Below are 23,112 nucleotides of genomic sequence, written 5' to 3' on the forward strand. Positions count from 1 at the left end.
TATTGCTATACTGCTCCCTTTAATTGATGGAAGCTAGGGGGTTAGTCATGGCTGTTACAAATTATTCTTCAAAAAACTACGATCAATTCTGTGAGTTCTACCAAGCTCAGGTCGAAAGATATCGAAATGGCGAGAGTGTGCCCTCTCATCTTATTTGGATGATTCAATTCGGTTCTCGGAGTTTCTATACTGAAAATATTAATGTGAGTATGGCGATTCCAATTAGAGCGTTTGATGTAGATAAAAAAGCCTTTGAGATTTTGGAATGCTTAGATTCGTTTTGTAGACAACTTGTACGCAACCTTAAAAAGCATGAAGTTTATAAGACCTTTTTATCTGCAGACATCCATGATTCAAATCACTACCTTATTAAGATAGATCTTTTTCTCGAAAAAATGCTCCTACCAAAGCTTGATGCCGAGACTGCGATTAGTTTTACGTATGAAACTTCTAAGGGGTTAGGCACTGACAGATACACGGTTGTTGCCTTTCGGAAAGGAGCACGACTGTTACAAAATAGGGTAATTGACGTAATCGAGCAGTACGGCTTAAACGTAGAAGGTATTCCACCTGTAATGCTAGAAAGAAAAGCAGAATAAACCCAGAGTTCTGCTTAATAGGAGAATTAGATAGGGGCGTTATGTAGTTTGCAATGGGTTGTAAATTTGCAGCTTGGTTTCTAGCTTGCTCTGCGAAAGTTTAGGCCCTGGGGGAAAGCGGGCAGAGAGGGGTTCGACGCAGACATAGGAAGCGTTTTCGGGATGGAAAACTTGAAATGACACTTCCTCATTTGAACTGGTGTTAAACTCAAAATGGAGTGAGTAGTTTTCTGTATTGAGCTGCACATGGTACTCGTGGTCGGTTTCTGTTTTATAAGCGGGAATGAACCCATAGTCAGCCTTTTGAGGAAGAGTGAAGTAAAGATGGTTTGGACTCGTGTCGGTCCAATTCGCTGGCAGGGAATTCCAATTTGCTTGGTCTCGATAAGTGTTTTGTACTTGCCCTTGAACACTCCCTTTTCCTGAAAAGGCGTAGTAATAATGGAGTCCAACTAGGGAAGGCTTTTCACTTGTAATGGCAACGGAAATAAAGAGGCCGTCAGGAAGGAGGCGCGCTTCATATTTCATGTGAAAATCTTGCCCTTCAAATGCGGTGAGCGGAGTGTTTTGAATCAAGTCTGTGCCGCGGAGTTCGGCTTGAATTTGGGTTTCGCTGCTGGCATATTTCCAAGGGACATAGCGGGCAATTCCATGAGAGAAAGGATCTTTTCTTCCTTGGGCTTGCATCTTTGCAACGTGGGGGAAAAGAGAGGGGTCATAATCGGATGGAGGCTCCGATTGCTCGTAAAAATGAGGGCCAATGAGTGCTCCTAATCCTGCGCATCTCTCTTCAAAAAGGGGAGTCGTTTGCTGGTCGATCACTTGGATGCTTCCCTTGCGGTAACTAATGAGATTCATCCCCTTTTCAGGAGCATAAATAGCTTCGAGCTCTTCTCCATCAAGAGCGGTATTTCTTAAGGTAATCATGGGCGGATGGGATATCCTTCTTTGTCTTTAAATGCGCCAATAATAATGATGATGAGGTCAATGAGCCACCAAATTAATAAACCGCCACCGGTAATAAACATCAAAAAGGCTGTTCCTACCTTTCCTGCATAAATGCGGTGGATTCCCAAAGTTCCGAGGAAAAAACATAAGATGATCATAACGATATAGCTGCGGTGGCTATTCACAATTAGTCCTTCTGTTTAAGTGTCATTGGTATGGATAATAGTAATATGATTGCTGGAATAATTTCTAGCCTGCCGATCCACATCATTAACATGAAAATGCACTTACCAAAAGATGAGAATTCAGGAGTGAGAAGCCCACTTGTGAGACCGACATTACTCATCGCACTTGTCACTTCAAAAAGTGCATCTAAAGCTTGCCCACTGGGCGTCCACTTTAGAATCAAAAACCACCCGATGAGAAGTGAGAAGGTCCATAAGAAAAACAGGACACCTGCGGTGTAGAGTCTTTCGCTTTGCTCTGTTTTAGGGAGATCTACACCTGGAGGTTCAGAATTTAGCGGATCTTTCGTGGACCGATAATGGTCTGTAATTTGTTTTTCTTTTTTTTGGGTGAGCGTTTTGAGACGGAGCATCACACCTCCAAGGAGGTAAATCAGTCGGCGGAGTTTGATTCCACCACATGTCGACCCTGTTGCCCCACCCACAAACATTCCCATGATCAAAAACAGTTTTGTCATTGGGCTAAATGTGCTGAGTTTTGTTGAGGAGAACCCACATGTTGTCAAAGCCGAAGTCCAGTCAAAAAATGAAGACATCCATTGAATTTTTGTTTCATTCCAGTAATTAAGCCCGACAACAATGAGCCACCCGCCGAGTAAGAAAAAAATTAAGAGACGTGTCTGTTGACTTTTGAGGAGTATTTCCCATTTTTTATCGCGGATAAGTCTGAAGTGAACGAGAAAACTCATCGAAGCGAGAATCATCATGAAAATCGCAGTTCCTTGAATGAGAGGGGAAAAGTTTGCAAAGCTTTCATGTCCAAGTGTGAATCCCCCAGTAGAAAGAGTTGTGAAAGCATGATTGATGGCTTCCCATGGGGTCATCCCAAAAAGCCAAAATAAGAATATGGCGATACAGGTATAAAAAACATAAATGGCCCACATCCAATGCGCTGTTTGTGTGATGTTATTCGACATCTGTTCTGTGCGAGCTTCAGCGTAGTAGAGTTGAAATCCCATTTTGTTGAGATGAGTGAGAGAAAGAATAAAAACTACTAGGCCTAAACCGCCAGTCCACTCTAAAAAAGAGCGCCACCAGTAAAGGGTATTAGGAAAGGGACCTGTCTTTTGCAGCATAGTGAGCCCAGTGCTCGTATACCCTGAAAATGCTTCAAAAAGGGCGTTAATCGGATGAGAAAAAATCACGAGATTATCGGAAATGACTCCTGCATAGAGTCTTTCTGTCGCAATCCAAAAGAAGGGGACGGCAGCGAGGATAGAACACATCAGCCAACCATTAGCGGCAATGATCATTGCATCCCAAAGGTGGGCGTTGTTTTCTTCTTTTAAAAAGAGGCGGTACAGAAGTTGCCCTACCCCAAAGCCAAAGACGGCAACAGAAATGAGAGGAATAAGGGCAAACCACTCTTGGTAGATCACGCAAATGATTAGAGAAACCGCAGCCATGGCTGCAGGAACATGAAGCAGAAGACCTGTTTGACTCCAGATCGATTTCCAGTGAATTTTTTGATCAAATAAAGACATTTCAACCTATTCCTAAGAAGACTTCTGTATACTCAAACTACTTCAAAGAGTATCAGTTGTCTTGAATTTTATTCCGTGAGCCGTTTCTTTATGGATCATCTTATGACGACACTATACACAAGCTACTTCAAAAGTTGGTTTTGAAGTAGCTTGTGTATATCTAGAAATAAGCAAAATAAACCCAAAGCTCAGGTTATTAATGATTTTTTTAGTGATAGTCAATAGGGTTTTCATAAAATCGGCAAAGGCGTAGAGTCGGACCATCTTAATGAAATCGAGGCAAGAAATGCTTTTTCAACGTTTTGAAGAAAAGGGCCTGGCTCATTACTCCTATCTTATTGGGTGTGAAGAAAAAGGACAAGTTGCCGTCATCGATCCCCGTCGCGACGTCGAAATATATTTGGAATATGCAGAAAAGAATCGTTTGGTGATTTCACATGTTTTCGAAACTCATATTCACGCTGATTATGCATCAGGGGCGCGAGAATTAGCAAAACGTGCGCGAGCGACACTTTGCCTTTCTGGCTATGACAAGGGAGAAGTTTATGAGGTCTCATTTACCCATCGCGAATGCTTTGAAGGGGACGTCTTTCGTCTTGGATCGATTGAACTGAAGGTGATGCATACACCTGGACATACACCCGAACATATTTCATTACTGCTTTATGATTTGAAAAAGTCTTCAACAGTCCCTACAGCGATTTTTTCCGGAGACTTCTTGCTACTTGGAACTGTGGGGCGCCTTGATTTACTAGGCAAAGACGCTGCGGTAATGCTTGCAAAAAAGCTCTATCATACGATTCAGGAAAAGCTGAAAGGGTTGCCTGACGAGCTTGATATTTTTCCTTCTCATGGTTCGGGATCTTTTTGTGGCTTTGGGATCAGTGATCGCCCTTTTTCTAAGTTGGGATTTGAGAAACTCTCGAATCCGTTTCTGAACCCAGGCCTTTCTGAGAAAGGTTTTGTCTATCAACTCTTGCAGAGGGAATTGCCAACACCTCCTTATTACGCGCGGATGAAAGCCTACAATTCTTGCAGCGATCGGCAAGAAGTTCCTTTACCAACAGCATTAGATTTGACAGGATTCAAAAAGCAAGTCGATGCGGGGGCAATTGTGATTGATTTGCGTGGTCAAACAGCATTCGGAGAGGGGCATATTCCCCATTCCATTTGCATTGGCGCAGGGGTGAAAGTGGGGTTTTGGGCCTCGTGGTGCGTTCCCTATAACCATCCCCTTGTTTTAGTGACAGACGATCCTACGCATTTACAAGAAACTGTCTATTCGCTCTCCAGGGTTGGCCTTGACCGCGTTCAAGGATTCTTAAAAGGAGGATTTGCCACGTGGAAAGCCGCTGGCCTTCCCATTAGCTATGTGAGTCAAATTCCTCCAGAGGAAATTATAAGCGCATTGCAAGCTGATCCTGAAATCGCCATCATTGATGTTCGGACTGATCCCGAGTGGAATATGGGGCATATTTCAGGAGCTCGTCACATTTCATGCTTTGAGCTCCCTGAAAAAATGGAAGAGATGCCCCCGAAAAAACTCGTCTTTGTGTGCGCAGGTGGCTACCGCTCAACTTGGGCAGCCAGTCTGGCAAAACGAGCAGGACATACCTTAGTCGGACACCTCCCCGGAGGGATGCATGCTTGGCATGGTGCCGGCCTTAGCACTATCACGAGTTGAGCTATCATCAATTAGGTGCTTTTCACGCCATTTGCCCATGGAAAATCGGATGTAGAGAATCAATGCTGTAACAACGCTGTAAAACATCCAGATGTAAAAGGCGACTTCTACATTTGCTTGGGGTTTGACCATGAAAAAATAAGTGGGCGCCAGCATGAAAAGCCAAATCGATCCTGCTCCTGCAATCATTAAGAACATCGTGTCTCCTGCAGCAGTCAGCATTCCACCAAGCAAAAACCGAATGTTTTCAAACGTGAGGTAAAAAACCATCACGGCTAACGCAAACTTAATTGCCGACTTTGCACTTAGAAGAAGCTCTGGAGAAAAGACAAAGTCTCCTTCTAAAGCTGCTGGGTTGTGAAAGAACCATTCGATCAGGTAGTTTGGAAATCCAATCAGTACAACAGCCAAGACTCCGGCAAAAGAAAGTGCTAAAACTACACCTGATTTAAACACCCGTTTGACTTCATGGAGCAGTTTTGCTCCAATCAAGTTTCCAGCGACCGCAGCAGCTCCTTTTTCAATGGCCAAACCAAAGAAAATAAGCAGTAGGAGTACGCTTTGCGTTACGCTTGTGACGAGGATGTGCTTTGGGCTGATCCTTTCCATCATTTTGTAAAAAAGGGCCCATCCTATCAGTTCAAACATCACAAAAAATGCGGGAGGAAGTCCGATTTTTAAGACTTTCCAAAAGGGGCCTGTTTTGAACTTCCAATCGTTTGTTCCAAAAAATTCTCGGTTGTTTTGGCGGAGGAAAATTGCGCCCAGAACCAAAATTTGGATAATCATTCCCAGTCCTGTGGCAATGGCCGCTCCTTTGATTCCCATTTCTGGAATCCATCCTTTGACTCCAAAAATAAAGAGGGGATCAAGGACAATGTTCACGACATTCCCGAGAATTGCCATCCATTTAATGATTTGGGTTTTTCCCTGCCCAATAAAAAAGGCAGAAATGGCTGCAAGCAGCGAAAAAGCTGGGGCAAAGAAGTTATTCCATTTAAAATAAAGCACCTCATCGGCGTTGAAAAAACCGAAATTGTAGAGTTGGTTGCTTCCAAATGTTCCTAAGCAAAAGAAAAAGATGCTCGAAAAGATCGCTAGCCAAATCATTTGCCAAACCGGTTCACCCAGTTTGTTGTATCTTTTCGCACCATTGTACTGGGCAACAAAAACCTCTGACATGGCGCACAAGGTGACAATCATAAAGTTTCCTGCCCAGAAGAGGGTTCCTGCACTAGCAGCAGCACTCAAGGCACTTGCTGAATAGTTTGCAAGAAAGAGACGGTCGCAAAACATCATTGCAACCATTGAAAAGAAGGAGACCATGAGAGAAGAGGAGATTTTCCACAGTTGACTCAGAGATCCTTCACGAATTTCATTCGTTTTCATCGGATTACACTCATCGATTCAAGTGTTATAAATTTAAAAATATTTTGAATAAGCAATCGTTCAAGATTCTTGAACGTGGTGGTCCACCAAACCGCAGGATGTTGGGGGACATTAACGAAGAAACTGGGTCAAGCAGTGAAGACTGACATGGGTCTGACTAAAGCTCCTTTGAAGTTGTAGCCTATTATGTCAAATACCCCCTTTTCTAACAAGTTTCAATAAGATGTTTTTTACGCCACTTATTTTTTTTAAAACGCCAATAGAGGATCGCCATGTCAGTACCACTATAAAAAATCCAAATGAAAAATGCTATTTCAATAGGTCCCTTTGGAACCACCATCAAGAAGTAGGTTGGAACAAGCAAGCAAATCAAAATGGAGGCTGTACCGGCTGTCATCAAAAAAACAGTATCACCTGCAGCGGTTAGCATGCCACTCAGCATGTAACGAATATTTTCAAATGTGAGGTAGAGAATCAAAGTAGCTAAGGCGAACTTGATGGTTGACTTCACATCAAACATCAGTTCCTCGGTTAATAAGAGGTCTCCTTCCAATGCAGCAGGATTTCTGAAAAACCAATCGATCAATAGATCAGCGCACCCGATCAGCACAGCTACAAGAATAACCGCAAAAAAGAGGGTCAGAATGGTGCCTGATTTTAAAACACGTTTCACTTCGTTAAGTTGCTTCGAGCCAATGAGATTTCCAGTCACAGCAGCTGCCCCTTTTTCGATCGCCATGGCAAAAAAAAGAAGAAGGATCAGAATGCTTTGGGTGACACTTGAAACGATAATGTGTTTTGGACTGATTGTTTCCATCATTTTGTAGAAGAGGGCCCAGCCAAAAATCTCTGATAAGAAAAAAATCCCTGGAGTGAATCCAATTTTTAAACATTTCCAAAAAGCTAGTGGCCGGAACTTCCAGTTCCCCGTTCCAAAAGTTCTCTTGTTCTCTAAGCGGAGAAAAAGGGCTCCTAAAATGATAATCTGAATGATAATACCAATGCCTGTGGCAATAGCCGCTCCTTTGAGACCCATTTCAGGAATCCATCCTTTGACTCCAAAGATCAGAAGGGGATCGAGTATGATATTAATGGTATTTCCAAGAAGAGCCATCCACTGAATGATACGGGTTTTGCCTTGGCCAATAAAAAATGCTGAGATGGCAGCAAGGAGAGCAAAACTTGGAGCAAAGAAATTATTCCACTTGAAGTAGGTCATCTCATCCACATTGAAAAAGCCAATCTCGTAAAGAAAGATGTTTACTACGGTTCCCAAAGAAAAAAAGAAAACGATCGAGAAGAGGGCAAACCAGATCATTTGCCAAACTGGTTCACCGAGTTTTTTATATCTTTTTGCACCATTATATTGTGCTACAAAGACCTCGGCCATCGAGCAAATGGTTGCTACAGCAAAGGTTGTTCCCCACCAAAAGGTTCCAGCACTGACCGCAGCGCTTAGCGAACTCACTGAGTAGTTTGCCAAATACAATCGGTCGCAAAAAATCATGGCAACCATTGAAAAAAAAGAGATCATTAAAGAACAAGAGATTTTCCATAATTGCCTAAGGGATCCCTCACGAATTTCATTCGTTTGCATCTAAAATTACACTAAAAAAGTTTATGCTCTGCAGAAAATAGAAGTTTAGTTTTATGAATTTTCCATCTAACTAAATTATGGCTAAGAAATCAAATATTTGTCATCTTAACCTGAACTCTGGGTTTATTTTGCTTAGTCTCAGGAGAGAAAAATCCCTGAGAATGAGTGAAAGAAACCCAGAGTTCAGGTTCTTAGAACTTTTGAAATAGTTTGAGCATTGAAGAAGAAATATTATGAGCGACCAAGAGGTTGTAATTTTGTATCGGAACTGGCAAGGAGAAATCGCAAATCGCAGCATTTTCCCAAAAAGTATTTACTATGGCTCAAGTGCTCCATAACAAAAAATTCTATAGCTACCTTAATCATCTTTTCAGTGCCTTTTCCCCTCTTAAAATCACCCCTTGTCTCATGGACAATGTGGTCGATTTTGGGAGAGAAAAATTCAGCGAAAATCTGGATCAAATTAGCTATAGAATTTTTTGTCATGGAGCACCAGTCCTTGGCATCCAGAAGAGCAATGGCTTTTAGTCGCTGATGACCTAGAGAAAAAAGTAGAACGGCACTTTGCAATGAAAGACATTTTGTCATGGTCTCTTAAAAAGATTAATACTGGCGTATAAAACATACTTGCGGTAAAACCTGTTTTTTTAGTATGTTCTCTCCTTATCGCAATGGGGGCTTAGCTCAGTTGGTAGAGCGTCTGATTTGCATTCAGAAGGTCAGGAGTTCGACTCTCCTAGCCTCCATCATTCCCTTTTATTGGCGCGGTTATAGCTCAGTTGGTTAGAGCGCGACACTGATAATGTCGAGGTCCCAAGTTCAAGTCTTGGTAACCGCACATTTCCCCAAGTACTATGGTTAGAGAATGCTAGAAACGATCAAAAGCTTTGGGGATTGGTGCACCCAATCTCATTTCGAACATCTACATTTCATTGAAGATGCTTTAACTCCCTTAACACATGAAGAGTGGCAAAATAGCTCCCTTGCAGTTGCAAAGCTTGCGCGAAAGGTTTTTCAAGCCACGTTTTTGACAGTCCTTGAACCTCTCTTTGGAGCAATAGGATTAATGGGCGCAGTGATTGCGACTTTGACGGATAAAGCCCCAACCGGATTTCAAGCTATTTTAAAAGATCCAAAGCATTGGTCTGTGGTAGATACAAGCAAAAAGACCTTTCCAAAGTTGATGGGTGTCGCCACAAGTGAATACCAATACTCAGGAATGAATAATTGTCCCGATTCTCAGTGGGCTAAGTTTGAAAATGAGCTTTTACAGGTAGGTAACCGATCAGAATGGGCTACAGATCTTTGGAATCGAATGGATACCCATATCGAAAAACTTCAAGAACTTGGCGTGAACTCGTTTCGCTTCTCGATTGAATGGAGCAAAATTGAGCCTGAGAAAGGGAAGTTTAATGAAGTCGCTATTCAGCACTATGTTGAGTTTGTGAAAAAACTCAAAGCTGCTGGCATTGCGCCTATGGCATGCTTACTCCACTTTTCATTGCCAAAGTGGGTTGAAGATGAAGGAGGAATATTAAATCCAGAATTCCCAGGACTCATAACGCATTTTGCAGAGAAAGTTTTCCCTCATCTTTCTGAAGAAATTGACCTTTGGAATACGATCAACGAACCTGAAATCCAAGCATTCATGGGCTATTTGCTTGGAGATTTCCCTCCACAGCATCACTCTGTAGCAGAGATGGGAAAAGGACTTAAGCATCTCCTTCAAGCGCACTGTAAAGTCTATAAAGTGTTGAAAAAGAAGCGACCTGATGCGCAAATTGGACTGGTGCACAATGTTCTCCGCTATCAAGCAACACGTTGGTGGCATCCGATCGAACGGCTCACATGTCATTATCTCACAAAGATGACCCATGACGTGGTCCGTGACTTTATCAAGACCGGTGTATTTGACTTTAAAGTGCCATTTTTAGCCCATGAAAGATTTTCTGTTGACGAAGTGCCAAACGATTTTAATGGGGTGAACTATTACGTCCGTCCTCTTTTGAAACAGGTCGCAAAAAAAGAATTTATGATCTCCACACATCCTGAAGGAGGGCAAATGACAAAGATGCCGTTCCGCGAAGATCCTGAAGGACTTTACGAAGCGATTAGAGAAATGCCAGGTCCCATTTATGTGACTGAAAATGGAATTTCAGCCCAGAATGATCTCCAAATGAATCGATACTATGACCGCGCCCTTTATGCAGTGAGTGAAGCTATGAAAGATGGTGCCGATGTACGCGGCTATTACGCTTGGTCTCTTTCAAAAAATGCCGAGTGGGCTGAAGGTTGGGATCCGCAGAATTTTGGTCTTTACGATTACAATAAAGTTACAAAATCTTTTAGCTTACGCCTCGGTGCTACAAGCTTTAAAGAAATGGTGCAACTTGCACGGAAACAAGAAAAGGCTGTTTAACCCCATAGGAGGTGCCTATTCACTATTCAATCTATTCAAACCCCGTTTTATCATGCGGGTGATTTTCTCTATGAAAATTCTTGCTCTTTGCTAAGATCCGTTCTACGTCTTGCTTATACCATTTTTTCAAAAACCAATTTATTTGTGTCTGCTATGGTTTCTTTTTCATTCGCCTATTGCACTGAAACATCTCCTCCATTGTTACTCAAAGCGCAGGAGATTTTTAATGCCGTTCATCAAAGGCAAGCTATTTCAACCTATTCACATGAAAATAAAGTGCTCTACCACATGAATTGTTACGGATTTTTGAACCATTTAGTTCAAGAAACGGCACCAAAAGCCTTTCAGGAAATGGTTGAAGCAATGGAGAAACTAAAAGAAATTGTTCCACCTTCCTTTGATGGAATGCCGTGTCCATACAATTATGCTGCAGCTTTGAAAAACAAGGAGTTAAGACACTGGGAAGTCATTGACACTCTTGAAGACATTCTTCCTGGAGATATTTTGATTTATCTTCCCATTGGGTTTGAGCCACAAGAAAATTTTGATGTCGAGCAGTCGACTCCAGCGATTCATATAATGATTGTTGAAGCTGTCCTTGGAAAAATGAAAGCCAAGCATCACTTTAGAGTGATTGATTGTACGCGTATTCCGCACAATCGGAAAGACGATACTCGTTATCCGAAGAAAGGGGGGATCGGAAAATCCTCAGTCTATCTTTCGAAACAAGAAGAAAACTATGCTTTGCAATGGACATATACAGGAAAAATCTTAGCAAAAGAAATGGTTTTTGCTCGCATTAAGCTGTGATGAAGAATTTTTGCAACGGAGCACTAGCGCTCCATTTTATGGAAGCCTCCAAATATTTGGGACTCCCTGTCTAAACCCGTTTGTATGAGGATCGAGTGTGTGCTCTAGGAATAGGTCTTTTTGAATGACAATCGAAGCTTTTGTCCATCCTAGATGTCGATTGTCTTGGTTTTGCTCGAAAAAGATTCCTCTTTTTACAAGCCAAAAACTCTTCATTAAATCTACGTAAGTTTTAATTTGATATTCAGTCATTTCACTCATCGATAATGTATTGATGACCAAATCAAAGCCTTCTTCAAGTGTATGGGCGGCATAGTTAGGAACATATCTAAAGTCTGCTTTTTGAAATTCCTCTACAGAATCGCAAATTGCAAATGCGTGAGTACAATCTTGACAGTTTAGTGAAACATAAATAGAGGAGAAAAGTAATGATTCAGGAATGTCAAGAAGAGTGTATTGGACAGAGGGGAAAACCTGCTTCATAAAAAGTGCTAGAGCTCCATATCCTGAACCGATCTCAAGGACCTTAATCGGTTTACCTTGTTTAACTAGAGCTTCAAGCTTCTGAAAAACACCCATGATTTGCATGAGACAAATACGTTCTTGGTATGAAGCAAAATCAGGGTTATACACCAAAGTTTTTCCAAAGCTAAAACTTTTGATTCCAAACTCTCCTAAAAAAATTGGAGGTTGATAGATACACTGGGGAGGAAGATTGAAACGCTTAATTAAATTTAGATAATAATCGAGACCTTCATCTGATAACGTACAGATTAAATTTTGTTCGAGTTCTTCCTGAAAATTCTCAGTAATTTCTACAGTCTCATTTTGTAAAAACCAAAAACCAGTTTTGGTTTTTTTTACAGGCATATAACCAGTAAAAAAGGGACAAAACAAACGTATGTTTTTAAGCACTTCAACTGATTTGTTCTCTATGATCCAGGAAGTTAGAAGGGAAAGGGGAGTTACAAGTCCTTCTCCATTTTTCCAAAAGTTATCTCCTGACACAAATAGAAGATCTATTTGACAATCTCGAATTAAACTTTCTCGGTATTGAATGAGATAATCTATTTTTTCAATCACTTGATATGCGAGCGTAATTTCTTCAGTTGAGAGATCTCTGTTATCACTTGGGAGCACAAAACGGGGGTGAGCAGCGCTTAGCAAAGACGGAAGACAAATGTACACTACAAAGAAGAAAAGGTATTTTTTCATAAGCTAGCCATTTTTAAATTGAACAACTTTTGTCAAAAGCACTTCATTGTAAAGATGCTCCCTTAATGCCACCAAATAGAATTGACTATAAGGCAAGGATTCAGAGTAGCAAATTCTAGTTTTCCTGATAACCTGAACTCTGGGTTTATACTCAAACAACTTCAAAAATTGGTTTTGAAGTTGTTTGAGTTTATTTTGTTTAGTCTCAGGATAGAGAGAGTTCTCTTAAATCCTCTATATCTTTTCTGATGAGAAGGGTTAAACGCTCATTGCTATAGCAGACAGAGTCTCAAAAAGAAATGGTTTCTGCTCGCATTAAGCTTCGATGAAGGTTTTTAGAAAGTTGAGATGAGACTGGTGGAGCTTTGCAGAGCTCTTATGATAAATTCCTTTCCTGTAAAGATAACCTAGAATGGCAGCACTGCGACTGAGTTTGAGTAATGGCATCAATTCTTGATACCTCGGAATGGGGCGAATGGTTTCATAGCCAGAAAGAAACGCCGCTTGGATTGACGCTTGTGTAGACCATTCTCCCATTTCTAAAGAGGAGAAGTCTTCTTGCGCAAAACCTGCTCGAGCAGAGGCCCAATCGATAATTCCCAGGAGTTTATTTTTATTTGCGAGTAAGTTTCCTGGGCGAAAATCGCGATGGATGATGCAGGGGCCATCTGCTAGCTCGAGTAAATAAAGGTGTGTATGAAAATAATGACGGCATTCATTAAGCAATGAGCTGGGAAGATGAGCCTCACATTCATCCAGCCCTTCTTCAAATCTTTGGATAAGGTCAGCTTTAGGGTCTTGAGTTAAGCTATCTTTACTTATGAGATCACCGTACCCTTTTTCTGAATTGAGATGAAGACGTGCTAGTTGATAGCCGGCTTTTTCTGCTAATTCACAAGTGAGAGTCTCTTTATTTAAGACTTGACCAGGGAGATATTCCATTAAAATTGCCCCGTGTCTTTTAGAATTTGGTTCGATTGCTTGAAGGATTTGCGGGACGGGGATTTTATCTTTTAAAGCTTCCAAAAAGTAGACTTCTCTAAGAAAGTGCCGCTCTTGTTCGCAGATTTTTAAAATGAGCTTTTTGCCGCTTGGCTCTATCACTTCATAAACGATGGCGACAATTGCATCTTCATGTTGAATAAGCGAAAACTGGGCATGATCGAGCCCGAGGAGTTTTTGATAGAGATTAAGTTTCAGCTTTGGCGAGGGCATCTTTTGCTTTGAGGATGTAACCTTGTTTGAGTTCTGCTTGGTAAACGAGGAAGAGTCCGAGGGAAACGACACCTGTTGAGGCGAGGATCACCCATGAAGGGGGCTCTCCTAGAAGGATCCAGCTATTGAGTGATGCGAAGATGGGGCTGAGAAGACCCAAAAACGAGAGAAATGTCGCAGTGAACCGTTTGAGCAAAAAGCCGTAAAGGTTGTAGCAAAGGATGTTCGAAATCAGAATCATAAGAGCGATTCCTTGCAAGAACGGGGTGAGCTTTCCTGCCGCAATTGGAAGGGGGTTCCATGAGTCGACAAAAAATGAGTGAACAAAAGCCATGGTTCCGCCTAGCAGCATGCTGTATCCGTTAGCATAGAGAGGAGATAGTGTATGGTTTTTTACGATGATGCGCAAGAGGACCCAACCGTAAACCGAGAAGAGGGCTGCACCCATGATTGCCAGCTCAGGCCAAGAGAAAAAGCTGAAGGCACTAAGCAGGTTTTCAGAACCTGTTTGCAACGTCAAAACAGGTATAAACCCTAGAAAACCGATGAGCATCCCAACAATTTTTTTTGAATTCACTTTTTCTTTGAAATGGATGTACGAGAAAATGGCGGCGAAGAAGGGAGACAGAGAGTAGATGAAACATGTTTTAGCAGCGGTGAGGTGTTGGAGGCCCCAAAATTCCAAGATGTTTGTCAAATAAATACTAAATACAGAGAGGGCTAGAAGAGGGAGAATTTGCTTTTTTCCGATTTTAAGCGACTTCCGGTCCTTGAGAGCTAGCCATCCAATGAGGATCAGGCCCGCAAAAAACATGCGAAAACCCGTAAGGAAGATAGGCGGGCTGTTTTCTAAAGCAAGTTTTCCTAGGGAAAAAATGCTTGACCAAGCCGCGTACATGAAAATCGCCAGCGCTACAAACATAGAAATTTTTTGAATTAACCTCGATTAATGGAAGTTTACCTTGGAATGCGCTTTGAGGTCAAACGTTATAAGCCCAAAGCTCAGGTTATAAGGAAATCATTCCTTCTGGTTTGAGAAGGCTGCGTCCTTTCCCTTTTCCGACGTAAGGAGATTTTTTATCGATCAATCTTTCCGCAAATGGAGATAGGCCGGGCTTAATGTAAATGGGGTTGAAGAAGGGGTCGCCCGCTATGACAGTTCCAACAAGCCAAATAGGGATCGCAAGAGCTAAGTTGACGAGGAATCCTATTGTTGAGAGGAGTCCGACTCCAGCCTTTGTAAGAGGAGAAACTTCATTCACTTTTGTGTAGCGCTCTGGAAGAATCCTCCCGGCGATGGGGTTAGAAGACCATTCGAATCCAAGCATTCTTGTTCCAATTTCGTGTTCTTTCACAATCCCTTCACAAGTTCTCGAAACTCGAGTGATTTGGTGGCCCGACAAGCAATGACCTGCCACAAGCTCTTTTGCAGCATCTGTTTTCAAAATAAGATGAGGAACAACTTGCCCTTTTTTATTTGTGATTAAGTCGACATTTAATTTCTGCCATTGATGTGAGACTAAGGCAACTGCAAGAGCCAAGACTGTCCGGTCTGTGCTACTTTTACAGTGAATGACCATGGGAAGATTCAAAGTTTGGCACAAGATGGCGCGGCTGAAAAGTTCTTCTTCTGGATAAAGTTCTCCGAACTCTCCATTAAGCGCTTTGATTGCCCCTTCAACGATCGCTTTTTTATTCCCATTTTCCATGAGCTTCAGCTGAGCTTGAGCCATGGGAATCAAGGTTTGATACCCTTCTTTGTTGATTTTTCGAGATCTTCCGTTTCCATTATGACTATCTGTTACGATTGATGCCAAATTGGTTGTTTGATTAAAAGGCTCAGAAAAATATAAGGTATTGATACGCACTTTATGGCCGTTGACCTCGATTGTTTCTCCATCTAATGCATGTAAGATTTCTTGCTCTTTTAAAATAGCTCCTTTTTCATCGAATGAAATAAGGCCGATACCTGTCATAGGAGTCATTAGATTATTGATGACATAGGTGAGAGTAAAACCGTCTTCTCCTTTGACAAGCCCTTTGGGATGGCTGCTTTTCAATTCGCTACGAATAATGAATTTAGCTTGCTCAATTGCTTTTTCTCTTGTGTCGGGTCGTCCTGTATAGGCGAGAGTTTCTCCAGTTTCTAAGTCAGAAACGCGACGCATCATACACACGTTGCGTGTTGTCCGATCATTGCTTGAAGTGACCCCATTTTGGATTGCCACTTTTTTTCCACTTTCGTCGATATATTCGTAACCGTTAAGCGAGCTATTGAAAGCCCAAGTCACCTTAGTTCCAAGTTTATAGGTTTCACTTGAGCCAAGGCCCAATTGATCCCGGATTTCTTTAGAAGGGGAGATAGTATTTGTCATGTTATAGATGTTTTCGGCACTGTAATTTGGTTTGAGAACATTCTTCCAATTATCTTGTAGTTCTGAGTCGATATTTAACCCAAATAAAAGTTTGATCTTTTGAAGGAGTGAGAGATTGTATCCTACATACCGCTCGCTATTGGGGAGATCCTTCGCTTCACTCATCCGTCTTGCAACTTCATGTTCAAGCAGTGTATCGCGGTTTTCAAAAGTAACTTTTTTTCCCTGAAAATTAGGCTTAGGATGATAGGGTTGCAAAACATGAGTATCATATTCTACCTTGACGACGAGGCCTGGCGTATCCTTTCCACGATGGTCTTTCCCAATGTGGTCATGGTAGGTCGCTCGCCCTTTATCAGAATGGCTTAAATCTTCTTGCCAGAGCTTATCTGATACGTATTCTCTAGAAATGAGAGAAGCTCTTTCCCCAACCGCGCTCATTACAATCCCAATTAATAAATTATTAAAACGATTATAACACAATTAATAATTAAATTCTTATTATCTAATATTTTAATTATCTAAATAATATCGTTTAAAATTTTATTTTTATATTGAGACATCAATTCAACCATAAAATGGAGATTATGGACTGAAGCGAGAGTGAGCCCAGAGATCTCTTTGGCCTTAAAGAGATGGTGTAAATAGGCCAAGGTGTAATGTTCACACGTGTAACAGCTGCACCCTTTAACGGGAGATGTAAATTTATTTTTGAAAATACCGCGAGTGATTTTGAGAGGACCTTCGTGAGTGAGAAGGGTTCCATGGCGCGCAGCTTTGGTTGGATAGGAGCTGTCAAATGTGTCGATTCCGAGGGGAACGCAAGCTTCTAGAGATTCGAGATCGGCAATCCCGAGCAAATGGTTTGGCGCAGTTTCTGGCAATTTGGGTAGTGTAGCGCTGAGCATGGTAACCATCTCTTCTTTGGTTTTGCCCATACTTCCTCCAATTGCAAAGCCATCAAAAGGGAGGTCAGCAAGGAATTTGCAGCTTTTTTCACGCAGCTTATTGTCCACTCCACCATGTACAACGGCATACATTGCTTGACCTTGGGGATTTTTTAGATGTTCTTCTAAAGATCTTTTTTCCCATTCGTGTGTGCGATCAAGTGAGCGGCTTAAGGCTTTTGGACAAATGTGATAGGGGGGGAGTTCGTCAAAAGGGATGATGATGTCTGCGCCTAAGGCTTTTTGTGCTTGAACCGATGTTTCTGGAGTGAGCAAAACTTTTTGCCCATCACGATAAGAGCGAAAGAGAACTCCATCGCTTGTGATTTTTAGGACGGAGCCTTCTGATTTTTTTGTCCCTTTACTTTTGAGTTCGTCGGCAACGCCACCATAAGCCAAGCTAAACACTTGAAACCCTCCCGAGTCGGTGATGATCGGGAGATTGCGATTGATGAACTTGTGAATTCCTCCAGCTTCACGAATGACAGATGTTCCCGGTTGAAGGAGGAGATGGTATGTGTTGCAAAACATGAGTTGAAGGCCAATCGTTTTAACCATCTCGTTATCGAGGGCTTTTAACGTTCCATTGGTCCCAACTGCCACAAAATTCGGAGTGTCGATGATTCCATGAGGAGTGTGGATGCGCCCAACCCTAGCCCGCGATTTTTTCGACTGATGTAAGATTTCAAATGTGAATGGGATCACGGACAAACCTCTTGGAAAATGTAGTAAAGGGAGCCATACAAAAGATCAGTGAGACTTTGACGAGATAGCTCACAAAAATGATATGAGTCATCGAATGGACCAGTCCATATAAAGCTAAAAAGCTAAACAAAACCGTATCGATCAATTGGGAAATGAGAGACGCCCCTCCGAAGCGGAGGATAAGTGTTTGGCTTCGAAATTTGGTTTTCAAAAGCCCGTAAATCCAAACATCGAGTCTTTGACACAAAAGACCAACGACAAAAGAAGCAATCATGATCCGTGGCGCTTCTGCAAGAAGTTTCTCAAACACCTGTTGCATGGTGTCATAAGGACTCGGGACATAGAGTAAATGCAATTGAGATAAGACGATAAAACAAAACAAGAGGAAAAAAGCGATCCAAATAGCTCGTTTGGCAACATGTTTTCCGTAGTATTCCTGAAGCAGGTTCAATGTGAATAACGCGCCAATTGTGAAGACATCCGTGCAAGTGATGTGAAACCCAAAACAGACTATCTGTTTGGTGACAAAGAGGTTGCCAATTACAACTTGCAATCCGAGTAAAGCAATGAGAGCCGACTTTCCTAAACGAAGGGCGACTAAAATGGCGCCGATAAGCACAAAGATGTGAGAAAAAAAGAGCAGTTCGTTCACGGCATTGACGGTTCTTGTGGGTGGATGTGAACGCCTTCAGGAATGTGCAAGGTGGTTGTAGGGAATGCACATTCTGCTCCATGTTTTTCGATGATTTCGATGATCTTTAGAAAGACTTTTTGCTGGACGAGTAAGTATTCAGCCCATTTAACTGTCTTGGTGAAGCAGTAGACGAGGAAGTTCAAAGATGAAGGACCAAACTCATCAAAACGGACCATGAGATACATAGTTGTATCGATTTCTGGATTGTTTCTTAGCATCTCCTCAACTTCAGCTACTATGGCGCCAAGCTTAGGAGCATCATTGTAACGAACTCCAATCCGGGTTCTGATTTGTCTATTTGACATCCGAGAGGGGTTTTCAACGGAGATGTTGGAAAAGATCCCGTTGGGAACATAAAGTGGGCGCTTACTAAACGTTCGTATGCGGGTTAGGCGCCACCCAATTGTTTCGACAAATCCTTCAATTTCCCGATCTGGTGAGCGGATCCAATCCCCGACATTAAAAGGGCGGTCAAGGTAGATCATCAGCCCTCCAAAAAAGTTGGCGAGCAAGTCTTTTGCAGCCAAACCTACCACGATACCTCCAGCGCCACCGAAGGCGAGGACGGCAGAGATATTAATATTACGCGTTTGTAGGTAGACGAGGAGTGCAATCAAGATTACACCAATGCGAGAGACTTGACAGACAGCCCGAACAGTCGTCTTATCGTATTGTTTTTTTTGCTCTCGTTGTTCACGTACATGATGGATTTCCATGTTCTTGATGAACCTAAGAGTCATCCATAAAAAGAGGAAAATGACGGCAAATGAACGGACTCCTCGAAAGAAAGGGACGAATGTGTTGTTTTCAAAATGGTAGCCGAGGATTTCAGCTCCAAAAGTGATAGCGAGAATCCAGATCAGAAATTTCAGAGGGAGAACGACAGCTTTGAGAAGGGAGAAATCCCAAGCCAAATGGGTTTTTTCCAGCCTTGGCATCAGCCTTTTATAGAGACGGCTGATCAAAAAATGCAAAACAAGCGCAAGAACAATAATGAGCGAAACAGGGGTGATCCATCCTTGATGAAAAAGTAGGTTTGAGATTTCGTGTCCGGGTTTGTCGATTGTCATGATACGAGTCTCTTCAAATCTCCTTTTGTGTGCATTTCTGTCACAATATCGCACCCCCCGATGAACTTTCCATCGATATAAAGTTGAGGGATGGTAGGCCAATTGGAGAAATCCTTGATTCCTTGCCGCAATTTGTCATCATCTAAGACGTTTCGAGTTTCGTAAGGAATTTCAAGCTGATTGAGGATGCTGACGACACGTGCAGAAAATCCACAAACAGGCATCATTTTTGTCCCTTTCATGAAGAGAATCACGCGGTGAGACTCGATGTCTTTTTTGATTTTTTCTAAAATACTATCCATGTTTTTTCTCATTCCACTCTTGTGGAGTCAGGGTTTTTAAACTTAAAGCGTGCAGTGTCGATTCAAAGTGGCTTTTGAGCGAATTCATCACAAGTTGATGTTGCTCCACGAGCGACTTCCCTTCAAAGACCGGCGAAACGACAAGTGCTTCAAAATGAAGCCCATCTTCACGGGGATTCCGCACTTCTACATGCGTGACTTCAAGAGCATCTTGGATGACAGATTCAATTTCAAAAGGTTTCATTGACACAACTCATATTTTTTGCCGGATTGTACACAAAAAACGAGTAAATGAGAAGGATCTATCCCAAATTCCAAGGGCTCCCGCAAGAGAAAGTTTGAAAATCTTTTCCAAATTTTTTCTTGCGGAAGCTACTAATGCCAACATCATTAGCATTGCCAACACTTTACTTAAGTCCTTGTTTCCGTTCTCTTAACAACCTGTTTGAGATCAAACAAACACAGGAGTTACGGACATATCAATTGATGAATTTATCATAACTATTTTTTGTTTTTTGTTGTCCCAACTTTACGATAAGTCATACCACCCCCTTTTTCAGAAATCATAATCTTCCAGTTTTGAGGAATACCTTTAGGTCTTGGAAAGGTTTTATAGCCACAATGATGCAGTATTTTTCTGACCTGAAGCTCTGATAAGCATTCATTTTTAAAAGCAGATCCTAAAGCGTGGCTTAGAGTCTTGACTCTTCTGCAACGTTTATTTGCAAGAAGGAGAAAACCGTTATGGGCCAAATCCTCTATTAGAAAGTTAGACATCTCCTTAGTTGTTAATAAGCTTTACATTTCTAATCTTTCCGTAGACGGTATTGGCAAGCTTACAGATCAGTTGCCATCTTGGGTCACGGAAAATCTCTTTATCGCTTTTGTTTTCTTTAGAAACCAATTGATCATAGTTTATCATAGCATTGTATAGTTCTTGGAGGGCGGAATGCTGTTCTATGGAGAGTTCAGACCACGTTAGGATGACTACACAAAAATTACAAAAATCCATATAAATTTCAGAAAAATCTGTAAATTCTGAATAATCACTGTCTAACCAAGCTATTTTTTGTTTTTTAGTATCAAATAAACATTTCAGAGAAGCCAAAAATCCTTCGTAGTAACTTAGGTCATTTTTTTCTGTGAGTATGATTTCATCCATATGGTACTGCTCTACTTAACTTTTCAAAGTCGTAATCTTGGAGTGGAATATGGGATGAAGGAGATGAAGCGTCTACAAATTTACCATTTTTATCTATGCTTTTTCCATGTACCGAATGTTTTGCGTAAGGCTGTTGCTGTAATGGGTTAGAACTTATAGGATTACCAGGCATTATTCTTACTTCAGCATGGACAACCGTTTTTCCTCCTTTCCCCACAGATTCCAGTCGGTATTTCATACCACCCCCTTTTTCAGAAATCATAATCTTCCAGTTTTGAGGAATACCTTTAGGTCTTGGAAAGGTTTTATAGCCACAATGATGCAGTATTTTTCTGACCTGAAGCTCTGATAAGCATTCATTTTTAAAAGCAGATCCTAAAGCGTGGCTTAGTTTTGACTCTTCTGCAACTTTTATTTGGTCGAGGGTTGACTTTGTTTTTTTCCACCATGCTTGATGAATTTCTTCAAGCGTCGTCCATTTTGAGGCATCTTTTGCCATTTTTTCTAGGGTTAAGAAGCGGTTTGCACGCTGAAGATCGTGAAAGACTTTCACACCTTTTCCAATACCGGCAAAGAGGAGAAAGTCAGTCCCATAACGCCCGATGATTGAACCTATGAGCTCTCCTTTTCTTCTCTCGGAAAGAGTTTTGGAATTATGCATGAGTTCTTTTACTTCAGGGACAAGAGTTTGAATCACTTCTAAAGTAGAGTGATCGGTAAGAAAATCAATTAGCGCTCGACAAGCATGGTACATTTGTACAGAGACATCTGTTGGATCACAGGCAAAAGCCCAGAGTCCATGAGCTAGGCCACTTATCGAGCTAAGCATAGAAGGAATGAAGTGGATAGTTGTATCACCGGCACTGATGCAAATGCCCGAAATTAATCCAGCGCAAAAATCTAGGCCGACTGTTCCTATTGTAGGCTTAGGTTTGTAGTCGGCTTGCAAAAAGTCAGCGATGGAGAGCTCGAAGTTACCTTTTTCAAAATAGGCAACGGCTCTCTCGAAATAACTTTCTTTGTTCTTGGGATTCTCACGAATACAGGATGTGAGAGTTTGGATTGCTTCGTCAAAAAGACCTAGTTGGGTTTGTAGTTGGCCTTTTCTGAGTAGCAAGTCTTCTTCGGTTTTTTCTTTAAGTGTTTCTAGAGAAGTGATCTCAAGGAGCCTGCTGAGGTCTGCTAAACAATCCATGAAATATCCATCGAGAAAGTGTATTTGAGATCGTGTATATAAAGCACTAGGGGCTTCATGTTCTTCAATACAATGAGTGAAAATATTAAGATAGGTATCTTTGACCTTTTGGAGTTGAGCAGAAAAATAGGGGTGAAATTCAGTGTAAGCAGCAGATTTAGAAGCATATTCTTTTTCAAGTTTAACCAACCGCTTCTTATTTTCAGCTAATTGTTTTTCGTATTTGCTAATGTTTTTTGTGAAATTATTCACTCGTTTTTCTGCAAACGAACTTGTATAAGAGGGGTCTTCTAGTTCGCACTTCTCGATAAAGTCGAGTTGTTTCTGTAGATTTATTTTATTATTCCTGAGGAGGCTTTCGCATTCTGAATTTTCTATTTCTATGAGCTTAAATTCATGACTGTATACTTCTTCGATGTGCCCAAAGAAGATCATTTCTTCTTGAAACGCAACAGATTCTAGTGTTCCTATAGCATTCTCTAGATTGTCAAATTGATGAGAACCCCAATCTTCGTGTCTTTCTCCTGAACCAAAATCTGTATAATAGGTCCAATGAAATGTTTTTCCTTGATGAGCTCCATCTTCATCATGATGTTCAATGTTCCAGTTTAGCCGCTCTGAACAGTTAACCGCATTTGATGTGATGAGTAAGTTTTCATTGAATATATTCTGATACCATGGGTCATCAAAATGAGTGGGTTTTGAAAAGCAAAAATCCTCATTTTGCGAGGCAGCGCTCAAACGATGGAGTTCCCATAAAGTGAGGATGAATTGCCACTCCACTTCGCGAGCACCGGTCGTGCCCCAGCTGCCACAATGATAAGGGCAAACAAAGTATTTTTCGCAAGGAACATTAGAAGAAAACCTGTCAGACCAATCAGCAATGAGAGTGCTCTGTAGGAAGAGTAAACAGAGTAATATTCTTTTCATGAGTTCTCCAGTTTTTTCTGGAAAGCTTGAAGATTATTTTCTGTTAAAATTTATTGCAACTGAGAGTTTTGATTTATACTCAAACAACTTCAAAAGTTGGGTTCAGACAACGCGAAAGCTTTCGGAA

21 protein-coding genes and 2 tRNA genes are annotated in these 23,112 nt (G+C 41.5%); 6 read left to right on the plus strand and 17 right to left on the minus strand.

The features are described 5' to 3' along the window. Positions 1-47 precede the first annotated feature (47 nt). Positions 48-599 carry a hypothetical protein gene (locus SNE_RS03845; RefSeq protein WP_148258940.1) on the plus strand — a complete coding sequence of 184 codons (552 nt, stop codon included), beginning with the start codon at positions 48-50 and terminating at the stop codon, positions 597-599. A 39-nt stretch (positions 600-638) separates the two neighbouring features. Here SNE_RS03845 and SNE_RS03850 read toward each other — a convergent pair whose 3' ends face one another. The 3 genes from SNE_RS03850 to SNE_RS03860 are packed head-to-tail and all read right to left on the minus strand — an operon-like array spanning position 639 to position 3,276. Further along, a complete protein-coding gene (locus SNE_RS03850) occupies positions 639-1,526 on the minus strand; it encodes an aldose epimerase family protein (RefSeq protein WP_013943021.1) in 888 nt (295 codons plus the stop codon). Beyond that, positions 1,523-1,732, minus strand: coding sequence for a TM2 domain-containing protein (locus tag SNE_RS03855; protein ID WP_197535202.1), 210 nt, complete (start codon positions 1,730-1,732; stop codon positions 1,523-1,525). The genes SNE_RS03850 and SNE_RS03855 overlap by 4 nt, the downstream gene beginning before the upstream one ends. Positions 1,733-1,734: 2 nt before the next feature. After that, positions 1,735-3,276 carry a TrkH family potassium uptake protein gene (locus tag SNE_RS03860; RefSeq protein WP_013943023.1) on the minus strand — a complete coding sequence of 514 codons (1,542 nt, stop codon included), beginning with the start codon at positions 3,274-3,276 and terminating at the stop codon, positions 1,735-1,737. Between the two features lie 286 nt (positions 3,277-3,562). Here SNE_RS03860 and SNE_RS03865 point away from each other — a divergent pair, with 286 nt between their 5' ends. Next, positions 3,563-4,960: an MBL fold metallo-hydrolase gene (locus tag SNE_RS03865; RefSeq protein ID WP_041418762.1), complete on the plus strand. Its 1,398-nt coding sequence runs from the start codon at positions 3,563-3,565 to the stop codon at positions 4,958-4,960. Here the strand turns inward: SNE_RS03865 and SNE_RS03870 are convergent. The 3 genes from SNE_RS03870 to SNE_RS13170 form a co-directional block, all read right to left on the minus strand. After that, positions 4,892-6,349, minus strand: coding sequence for an MATE family efflux transporter (locus tag SNE_RS03870; RefSeq protein ID WP_013943025.1), 1,458 nt, complete (start codon positions 6,347-6,349; stop codon positions 4,892-4,894). The genes SNE_RS03865 and SNE_RS03870 overlap by 69 nt on opposite strands. Before the next feature lie 205 nt (positions 6,350-6,554). Continuing rightward, positions 6,555-7,883, minus strand: coding sequence for an MATE family efflux transporter (locus tag SNE_RS03875; RefSeq protein ID WP_041418764.1), 1,329 nt, complete (start codon positions 7,881-7,883; stop codon positions 6,555-6,557). A gap of 294 nt (positions 7,884-8,177) precedes the next feature. After that, positions 8,178-8,534 carry a hypothetical protein gene (locus SNE_RS13170; RefSeq protein ID WP_013943027.1) on the minus strand — a complete coding sequence of 119 codons (357 nt, stop codon included), beginning with the start codon at positions 8,532-8,534 and terminating at the stop codon, positions 8,178-8,180. 85 nt (positions 8,535-8,619) lie between these two features. On the opposite strand from SNE_RS13170, the gene SNE_RS03880 reads away from it, so the two are divergent. The 4 genes from SNE_RS03880 (at position 8,620) to SNE_RS03895 (ending at position 11,175) form a co-directional block, all read left to right on the plus strand. Continuing rightward, positions 8,620-8,692 (plus strand) — tRNA-Ala (locus tag SNE_RS03880). 18 nt (positions 8,693-8,710) lie between these two features. Next, positions 8,711-8,784 (plus strand) — tRNA-Ile (locus tag SNE_RS03885). Positions 8,785-8,811: 27 nt separating this feature from the next. Then, on the plus strand, positions 8,812-10,365 hold the full coding sequence (locus SNE_RS03890; RefSeq protein WP_013943028.1) for a family 1 glycosylhydrolase: 1,554 nt from the start codon (positions 8,812-8,814) through the stop codon (positions 10,363-10,365). A 153-nt stretch (positions 10,366-10,518) separates the two neighbouring features. Continuing rightward, positions 10,519-11,175, plus strand: coding sequence for a hypothetical protein (locus SNE_RS03895; RefSeq protein WP_013943029.1), 657 nt, complete (start codon positions 10,519-10,521; stop codon positions 11,173-11,175). 36 nt (positions 11,176-11,211) lie between these two features. Here SNE_RS03895 and SNE_RS03900 read toward each other — a convergent pair whose 3' ends face one another. The 11 genes from SNE_RS03900 to SNE_RS12180 form a co-directional block, all read right to left on the minus strand. Continuing rightward, positions 11,212-12,390 (minus strand): putative sugar O-methyltransferase, encoded by a 1,179-nt coding sequence (locus SNE_RS03900; protein ID WP_013943030.1) that lies wholly within the window; start codon positions 12,388-12,390, stop codon positions 11,212-11,214. Positions 12,391-12,705: 315 nt separating this feature from the next. Then, positions 12,706-13,605, minus strand: coding sequence for a phosphotransferase enzyme family protein (locus tag SNE_RS12695; protein WP_013943031.1), 900 nt, complete (start codon positions 13,603-13,605; stop codon positions 12,706-12,708). Further along, the gene (locus SNE_RS03910; RefSeq protein WP_013943032.1) at positions 13,580-14,527 is read right to left on the minus strand and encodes a DMT family transporter; all 948 of its coding nucleotides are present in this window, start codon (positions 14,525-14,527) and stop codon (positions 13,580-13,582) included. Before SNE_RS03910 ends, SNE_RS12695 begins: the two co-directional genes overlap by 26 nt. Before the next feature lie 85 nt (positions 14,528-14,612). After that, positions 14,613-16,421 carry a hypothetical protein gene (locus tag SNE_RS03915; protein WP_013943033.1) on the minus strand — a complete coding sequence of 603 codons (1,809 nt, stop codon included), beginning with the start codon at positions 16,419-16,421 and terminating at the stop codon, positions 14,613-14,615. 80 nt (positions 16,422-16,501) lie between these two features. Further along, positions 16,502-17,629: a tRNA guanosine(34) transglycosylase Tgt gene (gene tgt / locus SNE_RS03920; protein WP_041419219.1), complete on the minus strand. Its 1,128-nt coding sequence runs from the start codon at positions 17,627-17,629 to the stop codon at positions 16,502-16,504. Beyond that, a complete protein-coding gene (locus SNE_RS03925; RefSeq protein ID WP_013943035.1) occupies positions 17,613-18,284 on the minus strand; it encodes a queuosine precursor transporter in 672 nt (223 codons plus the stop codon). The genes tgt and SNE_RS03925 overlap by 17 nt, the downstream gene beginning before the upstream one ends. Further along, positions 18,281-19,396, minus strand: coding sequence for a mechanosensitive ion channel family protein (locus SNE_RS03930; RefSeq protein WP_013943036.1), 1,116 nt, complete (start codon positions 19,394-19,396; stop codon positions 18,281-18,283). The genes SNE_RS03925 and SNE_RS03930 overlap by 4 nt, the downstream gene beginning before the upstream one ends. Beyond that, a complete protein-coding gene (gene grxD / locus SNE_RS03935) occupies positions 19,393-19,698 on the minus strand; it encodes a Grx4 family monothiol glutaredoxin (protein WP_013943037.1) in 306 nt (101 codons plus the stop codon). The genes SNE_RS03930 and grxD overlap by 4 nt, the downstream gene beginning before the upstream one ends. After that, positions 19,691-19,942: a BolA family protein gene (locus SNE_RS03940; protein ID WP_013943038.1), complete on the minus strand. Its 252-nt coding sequence runs from the start codon at positions 19,940-19,942 to the stop codon at positions 19,691-19,693. The genes grxD and SNE_RS03940 overlap by 8 nt, the downstream gene beginning before the upstream one ends. A 537-nt stretch (positions 19,943-20,479) precedes the next feature. Continuing rightward, positions 20,480-20,860: a hypothetical protein gene (locus SNE_RS03950; protein ID WP_013943040.1), complete on the minus strand. Its 381-nt coding sequence runs from the start codon at positions 20,858-20,860 to the stop codon at positions 20,480-20,482. Further along, positions 20,853-22,985, minus strand: coding sequence for a tetratricopeptide repeat protein (locus tag SNE_RS12180; RefSeq protein ID WP_013943041.1), 2,133 nt, complete (start codon positions 22,983-22,985; stop codon positions 20,853-20,855). The genes SNE_RS03950 and SNE_RS12180 overlap by 8 nt, the downstream gene beginning before the upstream one ends. Positions 22,986-23,112 lie beyond the last annotated feature (127 nt).

Source organism: Simkania negevensis Z (assembly GCF_000237205.1).
Classification (GTDB): domain Bacteria; phylum Chlamydiota; class Chlamydiia; order Chlamydiales; family Simkaniaceae; genus Simkania; species Simkania negevensis.